Origin of the sequence: Serratia sp. M24T3 (genome assembly GCF_000257645.1) — a bacterium.
Lineage (GTDB): Bacteria > Pseudomonadota > Gammaproteobacteria > Enterobacterales > Enterobacteriaceae > Rouxiella.
In genome coordinates this window covers 1-22,646 of the sequence record NZ_AJHJ01000047.1, presented here as the reverse complement: position 1 = coordinate 22,646, position 22,646 = coordinate 1, and the positions used below count along the sequence as shown (strand labels likewise).

24 protein-coding genes, 1 other RNA gene and 1 pseudogene are annotated in these 22,646 nt (G+C 50.2%); 11 read left to right on the top strand and 15 right to left on the bottom strand.

Features of this window, described 5'->3' with window-relative positions; translation table 11 throughout:
• The first annotated feature begins 74 nt into the window (after positions 1 to 74).
• Together SPM24T3_RS22230 and ykgO are read left to right on the top strand one after the other, a co-directional pair.
• Positions 75 to 329, top strand: a complete 255-nt coding sequence (locus SPM24T3_RS22230) for a type B 50S ribosomal protein L31 (protein ID WP_009639086.1) — start codon at positions 75 to 77, stop codon at positions 327 to 329.
• Positions 330 to 347: 18 nt separating this feature from the next.
• Positions 348 to 488 carry a type B 50S ribosomal protein L36 gene (gene ykgO / locus SPM24T3_RS22225; RefSeq protein WP_009639085.1) on the top strand — a complete coding sequence of 47 codons (141 nt, stop codon included), beginning with the start codon at positions 348 to 350 and terminating at the stop codon, positions 486 to 488.
• A 134-nt stretch (positions 489 to 622) separates the two neighbouring features.
• On the opposite strand, the gene SPM24T3_RS22220 is transcribed toward ykgO, so the two are convergent.
• From SPM24T3_RS22220 to SPM24T3_RS22210, 3 genes are read right to left on the bottom strand one after another with little or no spacing between them, the layout of a single operon-like run.
• Positions 623 to 1,501, bottom strand: a complete 879-nt coding sequence (locus SPM24T3_RS22220) for a metal ABC transporter substrate-binding protein (protein WP_009639084.1) — start codon at positions 1,499 to 1,501, stop codon at positions 623 to 625.
• 38 nt (positions 1,502 to 1,539) lie between these two features.
• Positions 1,540 to 2,397 (bottom strand): metal ABC transporter permease, encoded by an 858-nt coding sequence (locus SPM24T3_RS22215; protein ID WP_009639083.1) that lies wholly within the window; start codon positions 2,395 to 2,397, stop codon positions 1,540 to 1,542.
• Complete coding sequence (locus SPM24T3_RS22210) at positions 2,394 to 3,131, bottom strand: metal ABC transporter ATP-binding protein (RefSeq protein ID WP_009639082.1); 738 nt, start codon at positions 3,129 to 3,131, stop codon at positions 2,394 to 2,396. Before SPM24T3_RS22210 ends, SPM24T3_RS22215 begins: the two co-directional genes overlap by 4 nt.
• A 412-nt stretch (positions 3,132 to 3,543) precedes the next feature.
• On the opposite strand from SPM24T3_RS22210, the gene SPM24T3_RS22205 reads away from it, so the two are divergent.
• The 3 genes from SPM24T3_RS22205 (at position 3,544) to SPM24T3_RS22195 (ending at position 4,805) form a co-directional block, all read left to right on the top strand.
• Entirely contained in the window at positions 3,544 to 3,897 is a 354-nt protein-coding gene (locus SPM24T3_RS22205) for a hypothetical protein (protein WP_009639081.1), read from the top strand.
• A gap of 291 nt (positions 3,898 to 4,188) precedes the next feature.
• Positions 4,189 to 4,557 (top strand): Hha toxicity modulator TomB, encoded by a 369-nt coding sequence (gene tomB / locus SPM24T3_RS22200; protein WP_009639080.1) that lies wholly within the window; start codon positions 4,189 to 4,191, stop codon positions 4,555 to 4,557.
• Positions 4,558 to 4,601: 44 nt separating this feature from the next.
• Entirely contained in the window at positions 4,602 to 4,805 is a 204-nt protein-coding gene (locus SPM24T3_RS22195; protein ID WP_009639079.1) for an HHA domain-containing protein, read from the top strand.
• 207 nt (positions 4,806 to 5,012) lie between these two features.
• On the opposite strand, the gene SPM24T3_RS22190 is transcribed toward SPM24T3_RS22195, so the two are convergent.
• Positions 5,013 to 5,960, bottom strand: coding sequence for a LysR family transcriptional regulator (locus tag SPM24T3_RS22190; RefSeq protein WP_009639078.1), 948 nt, complete (start codon positions 5,958 to 5,960; stop codon positions 5,013 to 5,015).
• Between the two features lie 164 nt (positions 5,961 to 6,124).
• Between SPM24T3_RS22190 and SPM24T3_RS22185 the strand changes: the two genes are divergently transcribed.
• Together SPM24T3_RS22185 and SPM24T3_RS22180 are read left to right on the top strand one after the other, a co-directional pair.
• Positions 6,125 to 7,918, top strand: coding sequence for an adenine deaminase (locus SPM24T3_RS22185; RefSeq protein WP_009639077.1), 1,794 nt, complete (start codon positions 6,125 to 6,127; stop codon positions 7,916 to 7,918).
• Between the two features lie 53 nt (positions 7,919 to 7,971).
• Entirely contained in the window at positions 7,972 to 9,321 is a 1,350-nt protein-coding gene (locus SPM24T3_RS22180; RefSeq protein WP_009639076.1) for an NCS2 family permease, read from the top strand.
• A 44-nt stretch (positions 9,322 to 9,365) separates the two neighbouring features.
• Here SPM24T3_RS22180 and ffs read toward each other — a convergent pair.
• Positions 9,366 to 9,462, bottom strand: an RNA gene (gene ffs / locus SPM24T3_RS24910) — signal recognition particle sRNA small type.
• A 142-nt stretch (positions 9,463 to 9,604) separates the two neighbouring features.
• Here ffs and SPM24T3_RS22175 point away from each other — a divergent pair.
• Positions 9,605 to 9,913, top strand: coding sequence for an MGMT family protein (locus SPM24T3_RS22175; RefSeq protein ID WP_009639075.1), 309 nt, complete (start codon positions 9,605 to 9,607; stop codon positions 9,911 to 9,913).
• Positions 9,914 to 10,021: 108 nt separating this feature from the next.
• Here the strand turns inward: SPM24T3_RS22175 and SPM24T3_RS22170 are convergent, their stop codons facing one another.
• On the bottom strand, positions 10,022 to 10,591 hold the full coding sequence (locus SPM24T3_RS22170) for a YbaY family lipoprotein (protein ID WP_009639074.1): 570 nt from the start codon (positions 10,589 to 10,591) through the stop codon (positions 10,022 to 10,024).
• A 281-nt stretch (positions 10,592 to 10,872) separates the two neighbouring features.
• On the opposite strand from SPM24T3_RS22170, the gene tesB reads away from it, so the two are divergent.
• Positions 10,873 to 11,739 carry an acyl-CoA thioesterase II gene (gene tesB / locus SPM24T3_RS22165; protein ID WP_009639073.1) on the top strand — a complete coding sequence of 289 codons (867 nt, stop codon included), beginning with the start codon at positions 10,873 to 10,875 and terminating at the stop codon, positions 11,737 to 11,739.
• A gap of 157 nt (positions 11,740 to 11,896) precedes the next feature.
• Here the strand turns inward: tesB and amtB are convergent, their stop codons facing one another.
• The 5 genes from amtB to SPM24T3_RS22140 all read right to left on the bottom strand — a co-directional run bounded on the left by amtB (position 11,897) and on the right by SPM24T3_RS22140 (position 18,067).
• Positions 11,897 to 13,183: an ammonium transporter AmtB gene (amtB, locus tag SPM24T3_RS22160; RefSeq protein ID WP_009639072.1), complete on the bottom strand. Its 1,287-nt coding sequence runs from the start codon at positions 13,181 to 13,183 to the stop codon at positions 11,897 to 11,899.
• A 68-nt stretch (positions 13,184 to 13,251) separates the two neighbouring features.
• Positions 13,252 to 13,590: a P-II family nitrogen regulator gene (glnK, locus tag SPM24T3_RS22155; RefSeq protein ID WP_009639071.1), complete on the bottom strand. Its 339-nt coding sequence runs from the start codon at positions 13,588 to 13,590 to the stop codon at positions 13,252 to 13,254.
• Between the two features lie 355 nt (positions 13,591 to 13,945).
• Positions 13,946 to 15,724: a SmdB family multidrug efflux ABC transporter permease/ATP-binding protein gene (locus SPM24T3_RS22150; RefSeq protein ID WP_037379523.1), complete on the bottom strand. Its 1,779-nt coding sequence runs from the start codon at positions 15,722 to 15,724 to the stop codon at positions 13,946 to 13,948.
• Between the two features lie 26 nt (positions 15,725 to 15,750).
• Positions 15,751 to 17,520, bottom strand: coding sequence for a SmdA family multidrug ABC transporter permease/ATP-binding protein (locus SPM24T3_RS22145; RefSeq protein WP_009639069.1), 1,770 nt, complete (start codon positions 17,518 to 17,520; stop codon positions 15,751 to 15,753).
• A 91-nt stretch (positions 17,521 to 17,611) separates the two neighbouring features.
• A complete protein-coding gene (locus SPM24T3_RS22140) occupies positions 17,612 to 18,067 on the bottom strand; it encodes an Lrp/AsnC family transcriptional regulator (RefSeq protein WP_009639068.1) in 456 nt (151 codons plus the stop codon).
• 127 nt (positions 18,068 to 18,194) lie between these two features.
• Here SPM24T3_RS22140 and SPM24T3_RS22135 point away from each other — a divergent pair, with 127 nt between their 5' ends.
• The gene (locus tag SPM24T3_RS22135) at positions 18,195 to 19,238 is read left to right on the top strand and encodes a PLP-dependent cysteine synthase family protein (RefSeq protein ID WP_009639067.1); all 1,044 of its coding nucleotides are present in this window, start codon (positions 18,195 to 18,197) and stop codon (positions 19,236 to 19,238) included.
• A gap of 59 nt (positions 19,239 to 19,297) precedes the next feature.
• Here the strand turns inward: SPM24T3_RS22135 and SPM24T3_RS22130 are convergent.
• Positions 19,298 to 19,501 (bottom strand): annotated as a pseudogene (locus tag SPM24T3_RS22130) (HAD hydrolase family protein); the annotation flags it as partial.
• Between the two features lie 158 nt (positions 19,502 to 19,659).
• Between SPM24T3_RS22130 and queC the strand changes: the two are divergent.
• Positions 19,660 to 20,358, top strand: a complete 699-nt coding sequence (gene queC, locus SPM24T3_RS22125) for a 7-cyano-7-deazaguanine synthase QueC (RefSeq protein ID WP_009639065.1) — start codon at positions 19,660 to 19,662, stop codon at positions 20,356 to 20,358.
• A 24-nt stretch (positions 20,359 to 20,382) separates the two neighbouring features.
• Here queC and SPM24T3_RS22120 read toward each other — a convergent pair whose 3' ends face one another.
• From SPM24T3_RS22120 to SPM24T3_RS22110, 3 genes are all read right to left on the bottom strand, one after another.
• Positions 20,383 to 21,780, bottom strand: a complete 1,398-nt coding sequence (locus SPM24T3_RS22120) for a hypothetical protein (protein WP_009639064.1) — start codon at positions 21,778 to 21,780, stop codon at positions 20,383 to 20,385.
• 97 nt (positions 21,781 to 21,877) lie between these two features.
• Complete coding sequence (locus tag SPM24T3_RS22115) at positions 21,878 to 22,270, bottom strand: YbgC/FadM family acyl-CoA thioesterase (protein ID WP_009639063.1); 393 nt, start codon at positions 22,268 to 22,270, stop codon at positions 21,878 to 21,880.
• 133 nt (positions 22,271 to 22,403) lie between these two features.
• The coding region (locus SPM24T3_RS22110; RefSeq protein WP_009639062.1) for a helix-hairpin-helix domain-containing protein at positions 22,404 to 22,646 on the bottom strand (243 nt) is incomplete at its 5' end.

Genomic DNA, 22,646 nt, shown 5'->3' with positions numbered 1-22,646 from the left:
ATTCGTGCTTGATGCGTTGACTTAATACGCGCATAATAATTGTTATAGTATAACATTACATTTCAGGGTTCATTATGAGAGAAAACATTCATCCGGCTTATCGCACCGTGGTTTTTCATGACACCAGCGTTGACGAGTATTTCCATGTGGGATCGACCATAAAGACCGATCGCACCATTGAACTGGAAGGTAAAACCTTCCCGTATGTCACCCTGGATATCTCTTCTGCTTCTCATCCGTACTACACAGGCAAGCAGAAAGAGTTCTCAAAAGAAGGCAGCACTGCACGCTTCCAACAGCGTTTTGGCAGCTTCCTGGGTAAGAAATAAGTTATTTTGGAGAGGTAAATGCAGGTATTGAGTTCGTTGAAATCGGCAAAAAATCGTCATCCCGATTGCCGTATCGTCAAGCGTAAAGGCCGTCTGTACGTGATTTGCAAAAGCAATCCGCGCTTCAAAGCCGTGCAGGGTGGTAAAAAGAAACGCTGATTTCCAGCGTGGATGGAGGCTTGGCCAGCCATAAAAAAAGCCCCGTTGCTGCCCAACGGGGCTTTGTTGCATCTTAAAGAAGTGGAAACTTGATGCCTCCCCATTGGCTATTCGCGTTTTGGGGAGGTTAAATATTATTTCATACTGGCGACAATCGACTCCACGTTATGAGTAAAGGCTTTCTCATAGGTCGTTGCTGGTCCCTGTGGGCCAGAAAGTGATTCAGGATAAAGCTCACCGCCCGGTTGCGCGCCAGTGGCAGCAGCAATCTGTTTTACCAGACGCGGATCGGTCTGATTCTCGATAAAATAGGTTTTCACCTTCTCGTCTTTAATCTGTGTGATCAATGATGCCACACCGCTGGCACTGGCCTCGGACTCCGTAGAGAAACCGACCGGAGCCAGGAAGGTCACGTTGTACTCTTTACCGAAATATCCAAAGGCGTCATGGCTGGTCAACACTTTACGCTTGTTCATCGGGATGCCGCTGAACTCCTGCCTGGCCCAACTATCGAGTTTTTTCAGACTTTCAATGTACGCACCGCCGTGCTGACGGTAGTAATCAGCATCTTCCGGGTTAGCGGCAATCAGTGCATTCATCACATTAGTTGCGTAAATAACGCCGTTAGCCATGCTGTTCCAGGTGTGTGGATCGGTTACCACTTTGCCATCGTCTTTCATCTGACGTGAATCCACGCCCTGCGAGGCAACAATGACTTTGCCGTGATAGCCTGAAGCCGTGATCAGGCGATCCATCCAGCCCTCCATACCCAACCCGCTGACAAACACCAAGTCAGAGGTGGACAGCGTTTTGCTGTCGCGCGGGGCAGGTTCAAAGCTGTGCGGGTCGCCATCGGGGCCGACAAGGCTAGTGACTTTAACGTGGTCACCACCGACTTCCTGCACGATATCCCCAAGGATTGAGAAACTGGCAACGGCGTTCACCGTTTTGGCCATCGCCAGCGGGCTCGACAGCAGGGCAGCTACTGACAGAGCAACAGGTAAAAGTTTCATTTCCACTCCTTTATAAGTACTTCTTTTATTGGTACAGCTTAACGTCGCGAGGCAGTCAACATCCCGCCACGCGTTCCAAACAGAACTGAGATAAAGAAAATCACGTTGGCGCTGAGCACAATTGCCGGACCGGCAGGCAGCGAGGCATAGTAAGACCAGATAAGCCCAAACACGCTGGAAATCATGCCGATGAACATGGCAATCAGCAGCGTATGCGGCAGATCACGCCCCCAAAAGCGCGCACTGGCAGCAGGTAGCATCATTAATCCCACCGACATCAGAGTGCCCAAAATCTGGAAACCGGCGACCAGATTTACTACCACCAATGCCAGGAATATCCCCTGAATCACCGCCAGCCATTTGCCGGAACTCACGCGCAAAAACAGCGCATCAAAAGACTCAATCACTAAAGCGCGATAAATGCAGGCTAGAATCAGCAATGAGACGCTGCTGATTGAACCGACCATCAGTAAAGCATGGGAATCAATCGCCAGAATTGAACCGAATAAAACGTGCAGCAGGTCAACGCTGGAACCCTTAAGGGAAACCAGCGTCACGCCGAGGGCTAGAGATCCGAGATAAAAACCGGCAAAGCTGGCGTCTTCCTTTAGTTGAGTACGGCGGCTAACCACGCCTGAGAGCATCGCAACGGCCAGTCCAGCGATAAATCCCCCGACGCCCATCGCCACCAGCGACATTCCAGAAATCAAATAACCAATGGCCGCACCGGGTAATACCGCATGGCTTAAGGCGTCGCCAACCAGACTCATACGGCGTAATAACAGGAAAACACCCAACGGCGTGGCGCTGATGGACAAAGCCAGACAGGCGATCAGTGCGCGGCGCATAAATCCAAACTGCACGAAAGGATCGACTAATAAATGAAACCACATCATGTAATAACTCTCCGCTGCTCGCTGAACTCGTCGGCCAGGATGCAGGCATGATCGCGATGGGGGAAATGGCACAACACCTCGTCGGCAGTTCCCCAAATATTTTGCTGCTGACTCAAAAACAGCACTTGCGGGAAGTGGCGGGCAACCATGGCAATGTCATGCAGAACGGCGATCACCGTTTTTCCCTGCTCGTGCCACTGGCTTATCACTTTGAGCAACAGTTGAGTGGTCTGACTATCAATGCCAGTAAAGGGCTCATCCAGCATGATAAGCGGTGCCTGCTGGATCAACAGACGAGCAAACAGCGTACGTTGCAGCTGACCACCGGACAGTTCGCCCACCGCAGAATGGCACATTTCGGTCATACCCACGGTTTCAAGTGCCTCAAGCACCTGACGCTCGGACTCACGGCTGATACCACCAAACAGGCCACTTTGCGGCCAGCAACCCATCGCAACGAGGTCAAAAACGCTGATGGGGAACTGGCGATCGAGTTCGGCTTGCTGAGGTAAATAAGCCAGCTGAGGACGTTTATTCTTGTTTGAGGGACCGGTAAAAACGATGCTGCCAGCGATTGGCGGTTGCAGGCCAGCCAACGTTTTCAGGAAGGTAGACTTTCCGGCACCATTGGCACCAATAACGGCAGTCAGGGAACCTGCGGTAATTGTTCCGCTTAATGGCATCGCCACGGCACGGCGTTCATAGCCCACTTCGAGGTTGGAGATGTTTATCATGGTAAAGAGATAGCCCAATAGATCCCTGACCACAAAATTGCCAATAAAATTAGAGCAATAGCACAGCGGGAAAATGCAGAAAGGGTAAAAAGCGTCTTAGTCATAATGGATTGCTCTAGAGATGTTATAATATAACACCACATTTTAAGCGATTTTTCAAGTTAGCAGAGGCAAAACCTTGCGAAAGTGTGGTTAATCGCCTGGCTTCCGATTGAGCTGGCTCGCAAATTTGCGAAATAATGCGATAAAGGGATGTCAGCAAAGCGTAATTAATTATCAACAATACATAAAATCAATTAAAATCAAACAGTTAAAATAATTAGGAACACTTGTTTTTTTTAGTTTCATTTCCCACTTTGGCAAAAAAATATGCAATAATTCATTTAGACCAGTTTTTGATCAGATAACTCTTATGAAAAAATTGATTCCCCATAACTTTAAGGGGACGAATCCAGGCATTACGGAACTAAAGCAGATAATAGAATCTAATATTGAAGTGATTGAAGTTCCATTAACTGCCGGTTTAAGTTATTACTCGTATAATGCCCGTTATACCCCGGATTCACTAGTCATAACGTCCATTGAGCTATTAAATAATCAATCGTATTCAATGAGTTACGCTTTTGACTGGACCATTTTTAATGGTTGCCTTGACCTAAACTCAGTTGAAAACTCAAATGAGTCAGTATCATTTATCGTTAAACCAGAAGGTTTGGAGTTCGATATAATAGATTTTTCTTCTGCGGGTACTGAGAGTGAATTGTAAGTTTCAGTAATAGGTTTGCACAGTTTCTAAAAATTAGATTATATTTATATTGTGAGTGCATTATTAAGTCACGATTTACATCCTCCGACAAGATAATGACCCGGGTTATCAACAAAGATCCAATCTGGTTCCGTTACTGGCACGCAATATTGAGCACCTTAAAGTTTAGTTTTATCGGATAATTACGTTTTACTAGCAGTCCCTGGTTAGCTCGGATTTTGTTGTTTATTTACAGTTTTTGTTTACTCACAGAGTGTTGTCACACCGAATAACCATTACGGAGGGGATGATATGGATGAGTACTCGCCTAAGCGACATGATATTGCGCAGCTGCGGTTCCTCAACGAAAATTTGTATGATGAAGGAATTGCAACCCTGGGAGACAGCCATCACGGCTGGGTCAATGATCCAACGTCAGCAGTTAATCTGCAGTTGAATGACCTGATTGAGCATATTGCCTCTTTCATCATGAGCTTTAAAATTAAATACCCGGACGAAACTAATCTTAGCGACTTGGTGGAAGAGTATCTCGATGATACCTATACCCTGTTCAGCAATTACGGAATAAATGATTCTGATTTACGTCAATGGCAAAAAACCAAGAAACGACTATTCAGAATGTTCTCAGGGGACTACGTGTGTGCCCTGATGAAAACTTAAAACTTAATTTATTAAAGATTATAAATACTGTTGAAAAGGCCATGATGAACAAAATCGACTATTTGATGCGTTTAAGAAAATGCACCACTATTGATACACTTGAACGTGTCATCGAGAAAAACAAATACGAACTTTCAAATGATGAATTGGAGTTGTTTTACTCTGCTGCCGATCATCGTTTAGCTGAGCTGACGATGAATAAGCTGTACGATAAAATCCCTACCGCCGTATGGAAGTTCGTTCGCTAGTTTTTCGCACATGACCTCGTTGAGCCGATAGCAATATCGGCTCGATGCTCTCACCTGAAGACTTAAAAAAATTCCTATGCTGTGCCTGATAGCATTCGGCATCGTGCCCGTTTTTGCTATTAATTAATCATTCTGTGGTTTTAAAGCCAATTAACACATTTATATTTCTAATGTATTCCAATAATCAAAACTATTCACGCCTTGGTCTTATATTCCTTTAGCAACCAATACTTTCACTTTATCTCGGAAAGCCTGTAACAAATATTCGAAGCATTGCTCAGTTTTTGGCGAACGTAATGGCGAAGGCGCACGCAGCATGGCTACCGTTCGAGTTAATTCTGGTTGTTGAAGATGCACAACGGTTAATTCTTCATCATTTAGCGTGGCGGTATATAATTCTGGCAAAATTGCCAGTGCCAGCCTTGAGCGCACCAGTCCGTATAAGGTTTCCTGAAAATCGACTTGATAGGCAATATTTAAACTTAAGCGGTGGCTCTCAATTAGCGAGTTTACAAGCCGATGGATGTTCCCTTTCTGAAAGATGGCAATTGGGCGTCGTGACAAATGCCGCCACGGAAGATGATGGGCCTCAGCCAGCAAATCGTCTTTGCGCATCACCACCACAAAAGGGTCTTCAAGCAGCGGATAAACCTCGACGTGCTCAGGCACGGAGCTGTCCAGCGAACCAACGCCAAAATCAATTGCCCCCTTCTCCAGCTCGCTCAACAAACGATCGTTAGTCAAGTCATGAAACTCAACCCGCATACCGGGAAAACGCGTCGCCAGCAGTTCCGGTACCGCTGGAAACAGCAGCGTGCTGACTGAAGGCACCAGTCCGATACGCAGTGTTCCGTCACCACCCTGCGCCATAATCTGCTGCATATCGTTAAGGGTATTATGCGCAATATTCAGCATTCTTTCGGCATATGGCAGAATCGCCAGCCCCTGATCGGTGAGAGTCACCGACTGCGCAGTGCGGTTTAGCAATTTGCCGCCCAAAACCGATTCGATTTGCCTCAGCGCGCTGCTTAACGCCGGCTGGCTAATAGCCAAACGGTGCGCCGTAGCAGTGAAACTACGCAGCTCTGCGAGGGTCACGAAATACTGTATCTGCTTTAGCGATAACGCAGGCAATCGGCGCCAGGGTTCTGACATATGTCCCCGTAAATAGAGTCATGCTGGGTAAGGTGACAGCCAGCATAACCCCATCTTATCCAGCGATAAAATAAATCATCTGTTAAATATCTTCACTGCTGCCTACATTAGCGCAATGGGTTAATCCCCCTTCACTTTTTATGGCAACCAGGGCAGAACATACAATGACAGCAGACCTGCAGGCAATCTCGCTCAGACGACGTGCGGTACAGGCCGCGATGGGGCAAATTCCTTTCGACCGTCTGTTAAAACACGCTCGCCTGATTGATATGGTTACCGGAGAAATTCGCCGCGTTGATATTGGCCTGATAGGTCCAATGATTGCCAGCGTGCATCCCTGCTCAGAAGATTTTGCGGCACTGGAAACGCTGGAGCTGGCCGAGGCCTATCTTTCACCTGGGCTGATTGACACCCACGTGCACGTCGAAAGCTCTCATCTCCCGGCCCATCGCTATGCCCAGATTGTTGTCGCACAAGGCACCACCACGATTTATTGGGATCCTCACGAGTTGGCCAACGTGCTTGGCGTGGCAGGCGTGCGCTACGCGGTTGATTCCAGTCGCAATTTACCGCTTAGGGTAATCTGCGCTGCGCCGTCGAGCGTGCCGTCCACTCCAGGTCTTGAAACTTCGGGGGCCGATTTTCGCGGCAAGGAAATGCAAACCATGCTGGAATGGCCCGAGATTGCCGGCGTAGCAGAAATGATGGACATGCACGGGGTAATTAACGGCAGCGAACGGATGCTTGAAATTCTGTCTGCCGGTCTGCGCAGTGGAAAACTGATCGAAGGTCACGCGCGCGGGCTTAAAGGCCGGGAGCTACAGGCTTATCTGGCGGCGGGAGTGGGTTCGGATCACGAACTAACCTCAGCCGATGACGCGCTGGAGAAACTGCGCGCCGGATTAAATCTGCAAATTCGCGGTTCACACCCCTACCTGCTGCCAGATATCGTTAATGCACTGAAAACGTTGCCACATTTATCCTCGCAGATCACGCTATGCACCGATGACGTCCCGCCTGATTTCCTGCTGGCAAGAGGCGGCATGATTGCACTGGTCAATACGCTTATCGACTGCGGTCTGCGCGCCGAAGACGTGCTGCGCATGGCCACCTTCAACGCCGCGCTGAGGTTGCAACGCGCTGATTTAGGTCTGATTGCCGCAGGCAGAACCGCTGACTTCTTTACCTTCGACTCGCTGGAAAAAATCCAGCCACAAAAGGTGTTTGTTGCGGGGATGTGCGTGGCCGACCAAGGCAGCATGCTGGCCGCTGAAATTGAGCCAGAAGAGGCATTACAGCCGCCGCGCGATACAATGCATCTGTCTCCTGTCACCGAATCTGACTTTCAGCTGAAAATTCCGGGGATTCAACACGGACAAGCCAAACTACGGCATATCAAAGGGGCGCGCTTTACTCAGTGGAGCGAAACGATGGTCGAGGTTCGCGACGAGGTTGCTCAATTGCCTGACGGATTTAGCCTTATCTGGGTACAGCATCGGCACGGGAAATATCCTGCCACGCCACAGATGGCGCTGCTTGAAGGCTGGGGCGAACTGCGCGGAGCAATCGCGACCTCCTATTCACATGACTCCCATAATTTAGTGGTGCTGGGCAGAAATCCGGCCGATATGGCGATTGCCGCAAATCATCTAATCGCCTGCGGGGGCGGTATGGCGCTAAGCCAGAATGAAACCTTGCTGGCCAGCGTAGAGATGCCGATTGCCGGCATGCTCTCTGATTTACCGGCAAAACTGCTGGCAGAGCAATTCAATAATCTGCGCGAAAAAAGCGCTCTAATTGCCGACTGGGAACCGCCGTATCGGGTATTCAAGGCGATTGAAGGGACCTGTCTGGCCTGCAATGCGGGTCCTCATCTCACCGATCTAGGACCCACCGATGGTGCAACGCGGCAGATTATCGACCCGTTGGTCGATGCCTGGGAAGTTACCGTTTCTTAATCACAACGTTATAAAAAATAAAATAATTCCAATTTTGATCAGGGGATCACAACATGGCAGACTCTTCCGTTAAAAGCGCCACCAGCGCAGCTGACAACAGTTGGCTTCAGCGGCGCTTCAAGCTTTATCAGCGTCAGACCAGCGTTAAAACAGAATGCATTGCCGGGATCACCGGCTTCTTGGCTGCCGCCTACCTGCTGGTGGTCATCCCCGGGCTGCTGGCTGTTGGTGGCATCGACAAGGGCGCGGCGTTGACCGGCACTATCATCGTGCTGGTGCTGGGCAGCTTGTTGATGGCGTTTTATGCCAACCTGCCGTTTATGGTCGGCCCAGGCATTGGCGGCTCGGTGCTGGTCGGCATCACGCTGGCCGGTGACGGTATAAGTTGGCCAATCGGTCTGGGTATCGCCTGCTGGTCAGGAATTTTGTTCTTCCTGCTCACCGTACTGGGCCTGCGCGAAGTCGTCACGCGGTCGATTCCTCAGTCGATCAAGCTTGGCCTGACAGCTTCAATCGGTATTTTTGTCGCCCTGCTCGGCTTTCGCAACGCCGGACTGGTGATAGCCAATGCTAAAACTCACGCGCTGGGATTGGGCGATTTCACCGCACCGGGCGCGCTAATTGCTCTTTTGGGACTGTTGCTGGCGATTGGCCTGCAGGCACGTCGTGTGCCGGGAGCCATTCTTTGGGCAATTTTGCTGGCCACGGTGGCCGGTATTCCGTTTGGCATCACTCATCTTCCCGCACAATGGATCGCCCTCCCGCACTCGCTGACGCCGCTGGTCGGCAAAATCGACCTGCTCGGCGCAATCAATATTACCTTCCTGCCTTTCCTGTTTATTTTCTTTGCTTCGGAGTTTTTCTCAACCATGGGAACAACTCTGGCAGTGGGTGGCGAAGCCGGACTGCTTGATGAACAGGGCAATATGCAGCATATCAATCGCCCCTTCATGATTGATTCGATCGCCGCCGCGTTGGGGCCTATCGTCGGCATTCCTGCGGCCACGGCGCTGATTGAATCCGCTGCAGCAGCAGAGGCAGGAGGAAAAACCGGGCTTACGGCGCTGGCCGCGGCGGTGATGTTCCTGCTGACATTGCTGCTGACCCCGATTGCACTGATGATCCCGAAAGAGGCAACTGCGCCTGCATTGATTTTAATTGGGCTGAATATGTTTAGCGGGCTGCGCAAAGTCGATTTAGGTAATTTTACCGAAGGTTTGCCGGTGTTGATGATGGTGATGGCAACACTGATTGCCAACAGTTTCGGGACTGGTATTGCGGCAGGATTGCTTTTTTATGTGGCGATTAAGGTCGTGGCAGGCAAAGCGCGTGAAGTGCCAATTAGTCTGTATGTGCTGGCCATTCCGCTGGTTTACTATTTTGCGACACTAACACATCACTGATTCAAAAAGGATTTTAGAAAGAGGTAGGGCTGAATTGGTGGAGGCCCTGCCAGCTACATCCCGGCACACACGACACCTGCTATGGCTGCTTCCTTCCGGACCTGACCTGGTTAACAAGTTAGCGTTGCGGGAGAACCAACAGGGCCCCCATTGACGTTGACGGCTTCAGTACTGCGAAGCGGTGGGCATTATCACGGATGACCATAACAAAAGCAAGTTAACTGCCGACAACCGTTGTTTTCTTATACAATCAACGGTGAATTCTTTTTTTAAGGTGCTTTGTATGTCAGAAGTGGACAATTTTCGCCAACGAGTATTTCAGATCCTCGCGGCCATTCCCCATGGGCAAGTCACCACGTATGGCGATGTTGCTCGTCTGGCAGGTTCGCCGCGAGCGGCAAGACAGGTTGGCGGCGTGCTGAGAAAGCTCCCCGAAGGCAGTACTTTACCTTGGCATCGAGTGGTGAACCGCTATGGTGAAATTTCGCAACAAGGCGAAGATTTCAAACGGCAGCGCTATGCTCTGCTCGAGGAAGGGATTGTCTTTAATGAAGGGAAAATTGATTTACTAAAGTTTGGCTGGAAATACTAATTTCCAAAGGGCCAAAGCTTCCCCTGCAAGCAGAGGAAGTCATTCGTTTTACTACCCTGTACTTCCCCCGAATTGAGGAGATGTACAGGATCAGGCGATAATCAGTGATTACCAGCTTGAGGTCGGAGCCATAGGTGGCATTGGGGCGCTGTTAGAACCATTGGTCATCGGATTGCCCATAGGGCCTAAACCGGCTGGTTTAGTCGCAACAGGCACAGAAGGTACCGGCACCAGATTCAGGTCGGCGCGTGTTCCCTGCGCATCGGTGATCACTTCTTTGATGTTATCAGTGATAAACACTACACGATTGTTCATGGTCACTGCTGCACTCAGCAAGATTCGCGCATTTGGCTGAATATCCTGTGGGTTGAACGGCAGGATGAAGCTAAACGGAGCCTGCTTCCCTTGAGTGCGCGCCACTTTCTGCGCGATTATGCGAGAAGGAGCATTAGGAACTGAAGCATCCGACAGCGTCACCGTCAGTACTGCGTCTGGCGGCAGAGCTATAGCTTGAGATATATTCACAACCCCGGATACGTTAGGCCCTGTTATTGCTGGACTTGAAGACGAGCTAGCGGTCGAATTAGGTGAAGCTGGTGGCGGTGTCGGCTGATGTGAAGAACATCCGGCAATTGCAAAAGACAGCGCGGTCCCACCTACTATCTGCCAAAGTTTCATAAGATCGTACTCCTTTAGGGATCATCTTTTCGACATCGATTTATACATGTCAATTTGATTGGAATAGTTAATTTAACCACTCGTATTAATAACTATGGCACATAAATCCGATTTTTTCCTACCGATGGGAGAAAGCCCCCTTCTGCCGAGAAAAAGTATCCACTATCATCAATGATGTAAACCTTGCTGAGACAACCTATTAGCGGGATTTACCGCCCACTCCTGCCATAATTCATACGTGTAATTTGACGGGAAAATATTTTACTTTGACGAGGCTAGCCATGAGTCAGACGCTAAATAATTTATTAAATTTGCTGAATCTTGAGAGCATAGAAGAAGGGCTGTTTCGTGGTCAAAGTGAAGATCTCGGGTTGCGCCAGGTGTTTGGCGGACAGGTGGTCGGTCAGGCCTTGTATGCCGCCAAGCAAACCGTGCCCAACGATCGCGTAGTCCATTCTTTTCATAGCTATTTTCTGCGTCCAGGTGACAGCAGCAAACCGATTATTTACGACGTTGAGATCCTGCGCGATGGCAACAGCTTCAGCGCTCGTCGGGTTAAAGCAGTACAAAACGGCAAGCCGATTTTTTACATGACCGCGTCTTTTCAAAGTCAGGAACCGGGCTTCGAGCACCAGAACACGATGCCGGTTGTCCCGCCACCGGAAACACTGATGTCCGAATCAGAAATAGCGCAGCAGTTTGCGCATCTTATCCCCGAGAAATTTCGCGAAAAGTTTTTGGGTCAGCGGCCAATCGAGATGCGGCCAGTGAAATTCCATAACCCGCTACAGGGCCATAAAGACTTGCCGGAACGCGCGATCTGGATCAAAGCCAACGGCGAGATGCCCGATGATTTAGGCATTCATCAGTATCTGCTGGGCTATGCTTCGGATTTCAATTTCTTGCCTACCGCGTTACAACCACACGGCGTCGGCTTCCTTGAGCCAGGAATGCAGGTCGCAACTATCGACCATTCGATGTGGTTCCATCGCCCTTTCCGCCTCGACGAATGGCTGTTGTACAGCATTGAAAGCACCTCGGCTTCAGGCGCGCGGGGCTTTGTCAGGGGACAGTTTTATACTCGTGACGGCGTGCTGGTCGCCTCAACGGTGCAAGAAGGAGTAATGCGCCAGCGTCAGGCCGAATAATCAGGGCGTGCAGCCAAAAAAGAGGGGGCGATGTAATATCGCCCCCTTTTGCTATCTCATCATTATCCGTTTGTACGGAATATTTTATAATTGAGCCAGCCTGTTTTACTGCCGTATTTTATTCGCTTGTATTACTGGCTCATATTACTGGCTTGTATTACTGATTGTAGGCATTTTCGCCGTGGCTGTTAACATCCAGACCTTCGCGCTCTTGTTCTTCCGGAACACGCAGACCCACAACCATGTCAGCAATTTTGTAAGCGATGAACGCTACAACGCTTGACCAGACCAGAGTCACCACTACGCTCAGCAACTGGATCCAAACCTGGTGACCCATGGTCACGCCTTCTGCATAACCGGTACCGCCCAGAGAGCTGGCACTGAATACGCCGGTCAGGATACAACCTACGATACCGCACACGCCGTGAACGCCGAACACGTCACAGGTATCGTCCACGTTGAGCCATTTTTTCAGGGTGACAACACCCCACAGGCCAGCAACGCCGCCTACCAGACCGATAATCAGAGCACCACCCACGCCGACGGTACCACAGGCTGGTGTGATAGCAACCAGACCGGCGATAGCGCCTGAGCAAGCGCCCAGCAGCGAAGGTTTACCGCGAACCATCCACTCTACGAATACCCATGACAGGATTGCGCCTGCGGTGGCCATTACAGTGTTAAGGAACGCCAGTGCCGCTGTTGAGCTTGCAGCACTTGCCGAACCGGCGTTGAAGCCGAACCAGCCAACATAAAGGATTGAAGCACCAGTGAATACCATTGGCAGGTTGTGTGGTTTGAATGCTTCTTTACCGAAGCCAGCACGTTTGCCCAACAGATAAGCACCGACCAGACCCGCGCTCGCTGCGTTGATATGAACAACGGTACCGCCCGCGAAGTCCAGCGCGCCGTCTGCCGCCAGGAAACCGCCAGCCCATACCATGTGTGCAATTGGAATGTAGGAGAAGGTCAGCCAAATCACGGTGAAGATAAGAACCGCAGAGAAGCGAACACGTTCAGCGATACCGCCAACCACCAGCGCAACGGTAATCGCCGCGAAAGAGCATTGGAAAGCAACGTGGATCAGCTGAGAGAAGGTTCCGGTGACTGAGGTCAGACCGATACCTTTCAGCATGGCATTGCTGAAACCGCCGAAGAAAGCGTTACCGGTGCTGAATGCCAGGCTGTAGCCATACAGCATCCACAGTACGCAAACCAGAGCAAAAGTGACGATGACCTGAGTCAGCATCGACAATACGTTTTTAGAACGCAGCAAGCCGCCGTAGAACAGCGCCACGCCAGGGACGGTCATAAACAAAACCAGAGCCGTACAAATCATCATGAAGGCATTATCGGCGCCATTGGCAACCGGGTCGGCAGCCATCGCAAGCGAAGGCAGCATAGCAACCGCAGCCAGCCCCATCATGGATAAAAGTTTTTTCATTATTAGTCTACCCCTATTTCTCTACGATCAGAGTTCCACTGTTCTAGTGCTAATCACCGAGTCTTTAATTACAGTGCTGCTTCGTCGGTTTCGCCGGTACGGATGCGAATAACGCGTTGCAATTCGGCAACGAAAATTTTGCCATCACCGATCTTGCCGGTGTAGGCCGCTTTGCTTATCACGTCGATAACTTCATCGAGCTGATCGTCGGCGATCGCGATATCAATTTTTACTTTTGGCAGGAAGTTGACGCTGTACTCAGCACCACGATACAACTCCGCATGACCTTTTTGGCGACCAAAACCTTTGACTTCTGTTACGGTCAGCCCCTGAATGCCCACAGCAGACAGTGCTTCACGCACGTCTTCCAGCTTGAAAGGTTTGATCACCACAGTAACCAGCTTCATTTTGCCACTCCTTAAATTAAGAGCTTATCGTGATACGACTCACGCCCGATACGATTTGGATAAAGCAAAGGATGTGCCAAATGTGTCTAATGTTATCGATTCAGCCCATTAACCCCAGCCAGCGGCATTTTCAGAATAATCAGGGGTCACTTTGGCAAGGATCCTGCGCAAGGCAATAATAAAAGCGCCGAGGATTAAGCACCAATTTAGTGCATGCAGATCAAAAACAGTGCAGAAGTATGAGAGCATGCTGATGCGATGCATGAAGATGGTGCGTGGGGATAAAACACCAGAGTTGAAAATGCCTTTGGCAGGTATACGCCCGAGCTGAAATTATTGGCTGGGCGTATTTTAATTATACCAATGGCAAGGTTTCGCCCTGCTCTGCGGTGGCTAACTCTTCACCGGCAAGCTGCAACTGATACATCTGATAGTAGCGGCCTTTTTCCTGCAACAGCTGAAAATGGCTGCCCTGCTCGACTGCCTGACCGCGATGCAAAACCAGAATGTTATCGGCATCAACGATAGTCGAAAGTCGGTGAGCAATCACCACCAGCGTGGTCTGTTGTCTGATCGCTCGCAGAGCGCGTGAAATTGCCTGTTCCGTACCGGAGTCAATATTTGCCGTTGCCTCGTCGAGGATCAAAATTTCCGGGGCTTGCACCAGAACGCGCGCCATCGCCAATAATTGTTTCTGCCCGACCGACAGATTATTGCCTTGTTCGCCGAGAATGGTATGAATCCCCTCAGGCATGGCTTTTATTAGCGGTGCCAGCTGGACGGTTTCCAACGCGTGCCAGACCTGCGCTTCATCAACATCACGACCCAGAGTCACGTTGGCGAGCACTGTTTCGGCAAGCACCACAGGGTCTTGCTGCACCATCGCCACGCCTTTGCGCAGACAGCTGTGAGACAAAGAGGTCAGCGAGCGGCCGTCGATCAGGATTTCGCCTTTGTTTAGCGGATAGTAGCCCATTAGCAAGTTGGCAAGAGTACTTTTACCACTGCCGGTATGGCCGACCAGAGCCACAAAGCCTCGTGATGGAACGTGCAGAGAAATATTCTCCAGCACCCACTGGTCGTCACGATAGGCAAAACTCACGTCACGAAAATCGATTTCGCCACTGGTCAGTGGTTTGGCATCTTCGCCGTACTCCTGCTGCGAGCGGTCCATCAAATCGAAAATACGCTCACCGGCGACCACCGCCTGCTGCATTATCGACTGTTGTGACGTCAGGGCGATCAGCGGTTCGTTAAGTCGAGATAGATAGTTGATAAAAGCATACAAAACGCCGACGCCGATGCTGCCCTCTTCGCTAAAGCCAAACAGCACCAGCAGGCCGCATAGAATCAGCGAACCAAAAAGACTCAACAACGGGCGCAGCAAAAAGCCTTCCAGCTTCAGCGTTTTCATGCGCGCTAGGTAGTGCGACTGGCTGGCACGGGTCAGGCGTTCACCAAAACGCTTCTGCTGGCGGAACTGCTGCACCACGCCCATGCCGTTAATCACTTCGTTAAAACCGTCATTAATGTCGGCCAAATAGGTACGCACCTGACGAACCACCGGCGTGCTGTAAACTTGATACAGCGCCATTACCACCAGCACCGCCGGAAAAATACACATGGCAATCAGCGCCATGCGCCAGTCGAGCAGAAACATCGCCACCAGCATCGCACCAATTAATGCAATGCTGCGCAGCACGGTAGAAACCACGGTAACGTAAAGATCACGGATGACCTCGGTGTCGTTTGTGACGCGAGAAATAAGTTGCCCCACCGGCTGGGTATCAAAGGCGCTCAGCGGCTGACGCAATGCAGCGTCCATCACTTCGGTTCGCAGGCGCTGAACGACTCCCACGGCAGCGCGGTTGAACAGCAACGCCTGGGAATAATGCAGGCTGGCGGCCAGAATTTGCAGCAAAATAAAAGTGATCGCCAACAGACTGACCATGCCCAGCGGCAAGAGTCCTTTGGAAACATAATGGTCGATGTAATAGCTGATTAGAATTGGACCCAGCACTTCGGCCGCTGCGGCGATCCACAACATGATCACTGCGATACTCAGCGGACGGCGATAGGATTTCCCATACACCAGCAGGCGTTTCAGGGTTGGCCAAAGCTTGATCTTTTTCATCGGTGGATTTTTTGAAAGAATCTGACTCATTGATTCACCGGCTCCTGTGAGGCAGGAACATCATCCAGCGCCGCTTCAAGCTGTTGATAACGATTCATATCACGATACCAGCCGGCGCTGGCCGCCAGCGTTTCATGGTCGCCGCGCTGCACGATGCCACCTTTGGTAAATACCAGAATCTCGTTGGCATCGACCAAAGCTGACAGACGATGCGCACTAATGATCACCGTTTTATCACTGCCCCACTGGCGCAAGTTTTGCAAAATCTGGTGCTCCGTGCGGCCATCGACGGCGCTCAGCGCATCATCGAGGATCAGGATTTCTGCATCGAGCAGCAGCGCGCGGGCTATGGAAATGCGCTGCTTTTGGCCGCCGGACAGCATCACGCCGCGCTCGCCGACCTCGGTGTCATAACCCTGCGGCAGACGAAGAATGTCTTGATGCACACAGGCCATTTCCGCCGCCTGCTCGATCTGTTCCTGAGTTGCGTCGGGACGCCCCAGCGCGATGTTTTGCGCCACGGTATCGGAGAATAAAAACGGCGTTTGACTGACGATTGACAACCTTGATCGCCAGTCATCGAGCAGCACTTCACTCAGCGGCTTGCCCTGATAGCGAATGCTGCCCTGAGTGACGTCAAACTGGCGTTGCAGCAGCGCAAGCAGGGTACTTTTTCCCGAGCCAGTTGGCCCGCACAGCCCAAGCATATTGCCCGGCTGCAGGATAAACTGCACGTCATGCAAAGACGGTGCGGTAGTCTGCGGATAAAAGAAGCTTTCGACATTCACCTCCAGCTCGCTGCGTTCCGCCGACAACGGCCGGGTGCCGTCCAGCACGCAAGGCGCTTCCTGCAGCAGGCTGCGAATACGGCTATAAGCTGCACTTCCACGTTCAACAATGTTAAACATCCAAGCCAGCGCCAGCATCGGCCAAATCATCAGCCCGAGATACATCACAAAGCTGGTCAATTGCCCCAGTGTCAGATGCCCGTTAACCACCATCCAGCTACCGCCACCAATGGCCAGCATGTTAGCCATGCCGATAGAGACATAAATTGTGGGATCAAAACGAGCATCGACGCGCGCCACGCGCATGTTTTTAAGCCCTGTGTCCTGCGCCACATCGGCAAACTGTGAAGACTGATGGTTTTCGAGACCAAATGCCTTAATCATGCGGATGCTGGTCAGACTTTCCTGCGCCTGATCGTTTAGCGAAGAAAACGCCGCCTGTGCGACCTTAAAACGCTGATGTAGCTGATCACCATAACGTTTAATCACAGCGGCCATAATCGGCATCGGCACCAGCGACAGCAGGGTCAGTTCCCAGCTGATTTGCGTTGCCATCACAATCAACACTGCCAGCCCCATCACCAGAGAATCGACCAGCGTCAGCACCCCTTCCCCGGCGGCAAACACTACGCGATCGACGTCGTTAGTGGCGCGGGCAATCAGGTCACCGGTACGATGGCGTAAATAGAAAGCCGGATGCTGGCGACTAAGCTGGCGATAGAAATTTTGACGCAGTTCTACCGCCAACTGATATGACGCACCAAACAGCAGCACGCGCCACACATAGCGCAGCAGATAAACCAGAATGGCCGTGCCCAGAATCAGGCCCAGCCAGAAGAATAATTTGTTTGCGGGCAGCGTCTTACCGGTGACACCATCAATAACGATGCCCACCAGCTTAGGCGGCAAAAGTTGCAGGATGGCGATAACGATTAACAGAGCGACGGCTCCCAGATACCTTCGCCATTCGCGACGGAAGTACCAGGCCAGTTGGGCAAACAGTCTCACGCAGATTTTTCCATGATTTTAATTGTAAAGTCTCTTATTTCCGGCGTTAGGATACCATCAATAACCGCTCATTCTTACGAAACTTTTTTGCCTAAAGAGGCAAATGCGTGGTCGACTTTATGCGTTCCATGGCAAAGTTTGATGTCACATCCAGCAGGCCTGGTACGGCGCTGACCAACTTTTTATAAAAGTTATCGTAGCTTTTCATGTCTGCAACTTGCACCTGCATCAGGTAGTCAAATTCACCCGCCATGCGATAAAAAGACAGCACCTCAGGGAAAGACTCCACCTGTGCGACAAAATTTTGATACCACTGGCTGCTGTGCTGCTGGGTTTTAATGCGCACAAAAGCGGTCAGGCTGAGGCCGAGCTTATCACCGTCGAGCAGCGCAACTTTGCCCAAAATGATCCCCTCTTCCTCCAGTCGTTTTATTCTTTTCCAGCAGGGTGTCGAAGTCAGATTTACAGCTTCCGCCAGTTCGTTGAGAGAAAGAGTGCAGTCCTGCTGCAACAGGGCCAGCAGCTTGCGGTCAGTTTTATCTATCATTAGTCCATTCCAGAGAAATATTTTCTACAAAATTGCCGTTTACGATGAAAAATAGCAACCTTTTTTCCCCAGCACCAAGGTAAGCTACGACAAACAAAACAACATTTATTCCCCCAGGGAAAACACCATGAACGACTGCTGGGTCAAAAACGCAATCAAAGAAATCGATGCGGATTTTCGCCGCTCTGCCGATACTCATTTAATTCGCCTGAATATTGCCGATTTTCCGGGGATTTCACTGTATCTTAAAGATGAAAGTACTCATCCGACCGGCAGCCTGAAACACCGCCTGGCGCGTTCACTATTTTTATACGGCCTGTGTAACGGCTGGATTAAAGAAAACACGCCAATTATAGAGTCCTCATCCGGTAGTACAGCGATTTCAGAAGCCTATTTTGCCCGACTGCTGGGTCTGCCGTTTATCGCGGTAATGCCAGCCTGCACTGCTCCGCGCAAAATCCAGCAAATTGAGTTTTACGGCGGGCGTTGCCATTTTGTAGAAAATTCCAGCCAGATTTATGCTGCTTCCGAACAGTTGGCAACTGAACTGAATGGTCATTACATGGACCAGTTTACCTACGCCGAACGGGCTACCGACTGGCGTGGCAATAACAACATCGCCGAAAGCATTTATCGGCAGATGGAACTGGAGCCTTGCCCTGTGCCGCGCTACCTAGTGATGAGCGCCGGAACCGGCGGCACCTCGGCGACTCTGGGGCGCTATATTCGCTATCAGGGCCACCAAACTGAGTTAGTCGTCGTTGATCCGGAGAACTCGGTTTTTTACGATTGTTATCAACAAGGTAATAAAGAGTTAGTGGCTCAGTGCAGTAGCCGTATCGAGGGTATTGGTCGTCCTCGGGTCGAGCCTTCATTTATCCCTGGCGTGATTGACCGCATGATGCAAGTCCCTGACGCCGCAAGCGTTGCGACCGTACACTGGCTTGAAATTATGCTTGGCCGCAAGGTTGGCGGTTCTACCGGCACCAATGTCTGGGGGGCATTACAGTTGGCAGAAGAGATGCGCGAACGGGGCGAAAAAGGCTCAATCGTCACGCTGATTTGCGACAGCGGTGAGCGTTACCAGCATACCTATTTTAATCCGCACTGGGTGGCAGAAAATCTTGGCTGTCTGTCGCCGTACCGTGAAAAACTTACCGGTTTGCGCTGATCTTAACCAAGAGTAAAGAGCAAAAAGCCGGCGCCTTCACGTCGGCTAGCTGCAATGCCTTAGTCTTCGGGGGAATAACTCAAGCCTAGTGAATTCAGCCAATGTTGTAAAAAGTGCGAGACCGCCTGCTCCTTGCAATGACCAATGACCTCAAGACGACCAACGTGCTGCTTCAAAAGCGGTAAAGCGTTGCCCATTACCCACCCTCGCCAGACGCTTAGCAGCATTTCACCATCATTCATCGCATCGCCAAACACCATGCAGGCTCGATTGGCAGTTCATCGCAGGCCAGGCCTGATTGCCACCGCCCACGAGCCAAGATGATTGATTTTTGCTATTAACGTCTGCAAAACGACAGTAACATACCGCCATCATAAGCTGTTTACCCCTTGCAGCCTGAACAATTAAAAAGGTATTTAAGATGAAAAGAGCCGTTGTGGTCTTTAGTGGCGGGCAGGACTCGACCACGTGTTTAGTGCAGGCGCTCACCCAATATGATGAAGTACATTGCATCACTTTTGATTATGGCCAACGCCATCGCGCCGAAATAGATATCGCCCAAAAGCTGTCGCTGGAGCTGGGTGCAAAAGCGCACAAGGTGCTTGATGTCGGATTGCTTAATGAACTGGCGGTTAGCAGCCTGACTCGCGATAACATTCCGGTTCCGCAATTTGGTGAAAATGAAGAAAACGGCTTGCCGAGCACCTTCGTGCCGGGACGCAATATTCTGTTCCTGACGCTGGCGGCTATTTATGCTTATCAGGTTCAAGCTGAAGCTCTGATAACCGGCGTTTGCGAAACGGATTTCTCAGGCTACCCAGACTGTCGCGACGAATTTGTTAAGGCCCTTAATCACGCCGTTACTCTGGGCATTGCTCGCGATATTCGCTTTGAAACCCCGTTGATGTGGCTAAACAAAGCAGAAACCTGGGCGTTGGCAGACTACTACGGCAAATTGCCGCTTGTCCGCAACCAGACCCTGACCTGCTACAACGGCATCGCAGGCGACGGCTGCGGCGAATGCGCCGCGTGCCACCTGCGTGCCAAGGGTCTTGAAGAATACCAGCAAGCACCTGAGGCGGTTAGCGCCAGCATGAAACAAAAAACCGGTCTGGTTTGATCCGCCGTTAAGTTAACAGGCCCCTCAAGCTATTGATGGGGCCACATCGACTTTTTCTGGCAGTAACGTTACGGGTTCAGTCAGGATAGATTTTGATTGATCTGCGCTCTTTAAGCGCTGCAGACGCATTTCCCCTTTTAGATTCAGCCCGGTACTTACAGCATAGTTTCGCCAAACGCCGAGACTAATTTGATGAGTCATGGCAAAACCAGTAACCCCACCAGCCGCTTTTTTTTGCGCATCGTCCATGCTGCGCCATTCTTCAAGATGCCTTCCCTCGACACTTGACGAAATCTGAGGAAACAACCTCTGCAATCCGAGAAAACGAAGCCCGCGATCGTTCGCAAACGTTCTGAAGGTCTTCAGCAGAATTTTTTTATCTAATGCATACCCCGCGGTCCCACCTATTTTTTTCCGCTTTACAGAAGTCATATTCAGCCACTCTGTTAAATGGCTGTTCGCAACTGGTTTTAACTTGGTGGGTTGTAGCCTCTGGATACCAAGCGCCGTCAAGCCCTCCATATTGGCGTATTTCTGTAAATCGTTGAGATTGATTTTATGCTTGAGAGAAAATCCCGTGATCTGACCTATCTGTAGCCTTTGTTCAATCGACATCGATAACCACAAATCAAGGTGCGCATCAGTGACGGGAGAAGTTGAGGCTGTCAAAAATTGCCGCCCCCTCTCAGATAACCCTTGCAGGTTGGCTAGCTTGTTAAATTGACCAATATAGATCTGCTGAGTGTAAGCAAATCCATTAACTCCACCACAGTCGAAGCGTTGCTGGTGGGTCAATTTTTGCCACTCTTCGAGATGGCGAACAGAGCAGGATGTGATTGTATGCTTGGATATTCTCTGCATTCCCAAAAATGTTAAACCACTTTTATTCAAGAATCGGTTGAGCCCTAAAACGTTTAATTGATGTTGCCGAGCAAATCCTTTCACTCCGCCCTGCGCTGCTTTTTCAGCAGACGACATTGCCAACCAAAGATGAATATGTCGAGCCTGAACGAACTGATCATGCGTTGATTTTTTTTCAACATGACCCTGAAATGTAATGCTTTTCTTATTAATTACCCGCCTCAATGAGCCTGAGTCGATGCCGTGCCTGTTGGCAAATCCGACTGTTCCTCCCTGTTCTTTTCTTTGTTTTTTGGTCATGTCGTGCCATTGGACAAGCGGTCTATTCTCTATTTTCTGAACTGATTCCTTTAGTGACGAAGTTACCTTTGAATCAAAGATTTTAGTGGGCTGTTTATTCAGTAATTCTGGCAAAATCGATTTATTAGAGTTAATTGAGGTAAACGGCCCAGCCTGTTGTGCGCTGCGGATATTTTGATTCAAAGAGCCTGGCAGCGTTGAAGTAGTCGTTGTAACGAGGGGCGATTGAATAAATCCCCCTTTGCTTATCGGTTTCAGCATTTTTTATCGCGCCTTTAGGTGAGCGGTTACGATCATCTCGGGCGATATTCTGCCGTGGCTCAAAGAGTAACAATATAAAGAAGCGCTTATTTGGCCGTTACTCTTGCAACTCACTCAATTTTTCTCTTAATACACCTTCCAGCGGTAATGCCTTCTGGGTGCGCAAATCGATACAGACAAAGGTCAGCATTGCGTCAGATACCGTCTCTCCGTTGCAGGTAATCACCTGTTTAAGTACCCCACTTTTGCCGTTAAGCTGCTCCAGCTGGCTGTCTATTTGCAACAGATCCCCAAGCACGGCTGGCTTGCGATAATTGATATTGATGTTGACCACAATGAAAGCAATGTTGTTTTGCGCCATCCACTGAAAGCCCTCTTTGTTGTCGAGCCATTCCCAACGCGCCGTTTCAAGAAACTCTAAATAGCGGGCATTGTTAACGTGTTGATAAACATCAATATGAAACCCACGAACCTTAATAGTTGTTTGCATACAGTGAACCTGCCGATTTAAAAGAATTTAATAACTGGCGATGTCAGCAGGACAACGCCAACTGGTCAGACTTCTTTCAGGTTAGCAGAAGAACGCGGCGAAAAAAGCTTCTCGCTCATCGCCGCGATCCGTATCACAATTTCAAACGGGACTGATTACGCTTGAATAAACCGGGGCCAATTCCAGGCACTTCCTGTAGCTGGTCAATATTGGTAAAGGGTCCCATCTCTTCACGATATTCAACGATGGTCTGTCCTTTTTTTAAGCCCACGCCATTAAGAACCTTTGATAGCTCTGCTGCGCTGGCATTGTTCAGGCTGACCTTTTCCTCCTCAGCGTTAGCTGCAGCCGCTTCTTTTGCCGCTGGCGTAGCTGA

Coding starts and splice junctions, on each gene's coding strand:
- SPM24T3_RS22230 (WP_009639086.1), top strand. CDS start 75: ATGAGAGAAAACATTCATCCGGCTTATCGCACCGTGGTTTTTCATGAC.
- ykgO (WP_009639085.1), top strand. CDS start 348: ATGCAGGTATTGAGTTCGTTGAAATCGGCAAAAAATCGTCATCCCGAT.
- SPM24T3_RS22220 (WP_009639084.1), bottom strand. CDS start 1,501: ATGAAACTTTTACCTGTTGCTCTGTCAGTAGCTGCCCTGCTGTCGAGC.
- SPM24T3_RS22215 (WP_009639083.1), bottom strand. CDS start 2,397: ATGATGTGGTTTCATTTATTAGTCGATCCTTTCGTGCAGTTTGGATTT.
- SPM24T3_RS22210 (WP_009639082.1), bottom strand. CDS start 3,131: ATGATAAACATCTCCAACCTCGAAGTGGGCTATGAACGCCGTGCCGTG.
- SPM24T3_RS22205 (WP_009639081.1), top strand. CDS start 3,544: ATGAAAAAATTGATTCCCCATAACTTTAAGGGGACGAATCCAGGCATT.
- tomB (WP_009639080.1), top strand. CDS start 4,189: ATGGATGAGTACTCGCCTAAGCGACATGATATTGCGCAGCTGCGGTTC.
- SPM24T3_RS22195 (WP_009639079.1), top strand. CDS start 4,602: ATGAACAAAATCGACTATTTGATGCGTTTAAGAAAATGCACCACTATT.
- SPM24T3_RS22190 (WP_009639078.1), bottom strand. CDS start 5,960: ATGTCAGAACCCTGGCGCCGATTGCCTGCGTTATCGCTAAAGCAGATA.
- SPM24T3_RS22185 (WP_009639077.1), top strand. CDS start 6,125: ATGACAGCAGACCTGCAGGCAATCTCGCTCAGACGACGTGCGGTACAG.
- SPM24T3_RS22180 (WP_009639076.1), top strand. CDS start 7,972: ATGGCAGACTCTTCCGTTAAAAGCGCCACCAGCGCAGCTGACAACAGT.
- SPM24T3_RS22175 (WP_009639075.1), top strand. CDS start 9,605: ATGTCAGAAGTGGACAATTTTCGCCAACGAGTATTTCAGATCCTCGCG.
- SPM24T3_RS22170 (WP_009639074.1), bottom strand. CDS start 10,591: ATGAAACTTTGGCAGATAGTAGGTGGGACCGCGCTGTCTTTTGCAATT.
- tesB (WP_009639073.1), top strand. CDS start 10,873: ATGAGTCAGACGCTAAATAATTTATTAAATTTGCTGAATCTTGAGAGC.
- amtB (WP_009639072.1), bottom strand. CDS start 13,183: ATGAAAAAACTTTTATCCATGATGGGGCTGGCTGCGGTTGCTATGCTG.
- glnK (WP_009639071.1), bottom strand. CDS start 13,590: ATGAAGCTGGTTACTGTGGTGATCAAACCTTTCAAGCTGGAAGACGTG.
- SPM24T3_RS22150 (WP_037379523.1), bottom strand. CDS start 15,724: ATGAAAAAGATCAAGCTTTGGCCAACCCTGAAACGCCTGCTGGTGTAT.
- SPM24T3_RS22140 (WP_009639068.1), bottom strand. CDS start 18,067: ATGATAGATAAAACTGACCGCAAGCTGCTGGCCCTGTTGCAGCAGGAC.
- SPM24T3_RS22135 (WP_009639067.1), top strand. CDS start 18,195: ATGAACGACTGCTGGGTCAAAAACGCAATCAAAGAAATCGATGCGGAT.
- queC (WP_009639065.1), top strand. CDS start 19,660: ATGAAAAGAGCCGTTGTGGTCTTTAGTGGCGGGCAGGACTCGACCACG.
- SPM24T3_RS22120 (WP_009639064.1), bottom strand. CDS start 21,780: ATGCTGAAACCGATAAGCAAAGGGGGATTTATTCAATCGCCCCTCGTT.
- SPM24T3_RS22115 (WP_009639063.1), bottom strand. CDS start 22,270: ATGCAAACAACTATTAAGGTTCGTGGGTTTCATATTGATGTTTATCAA.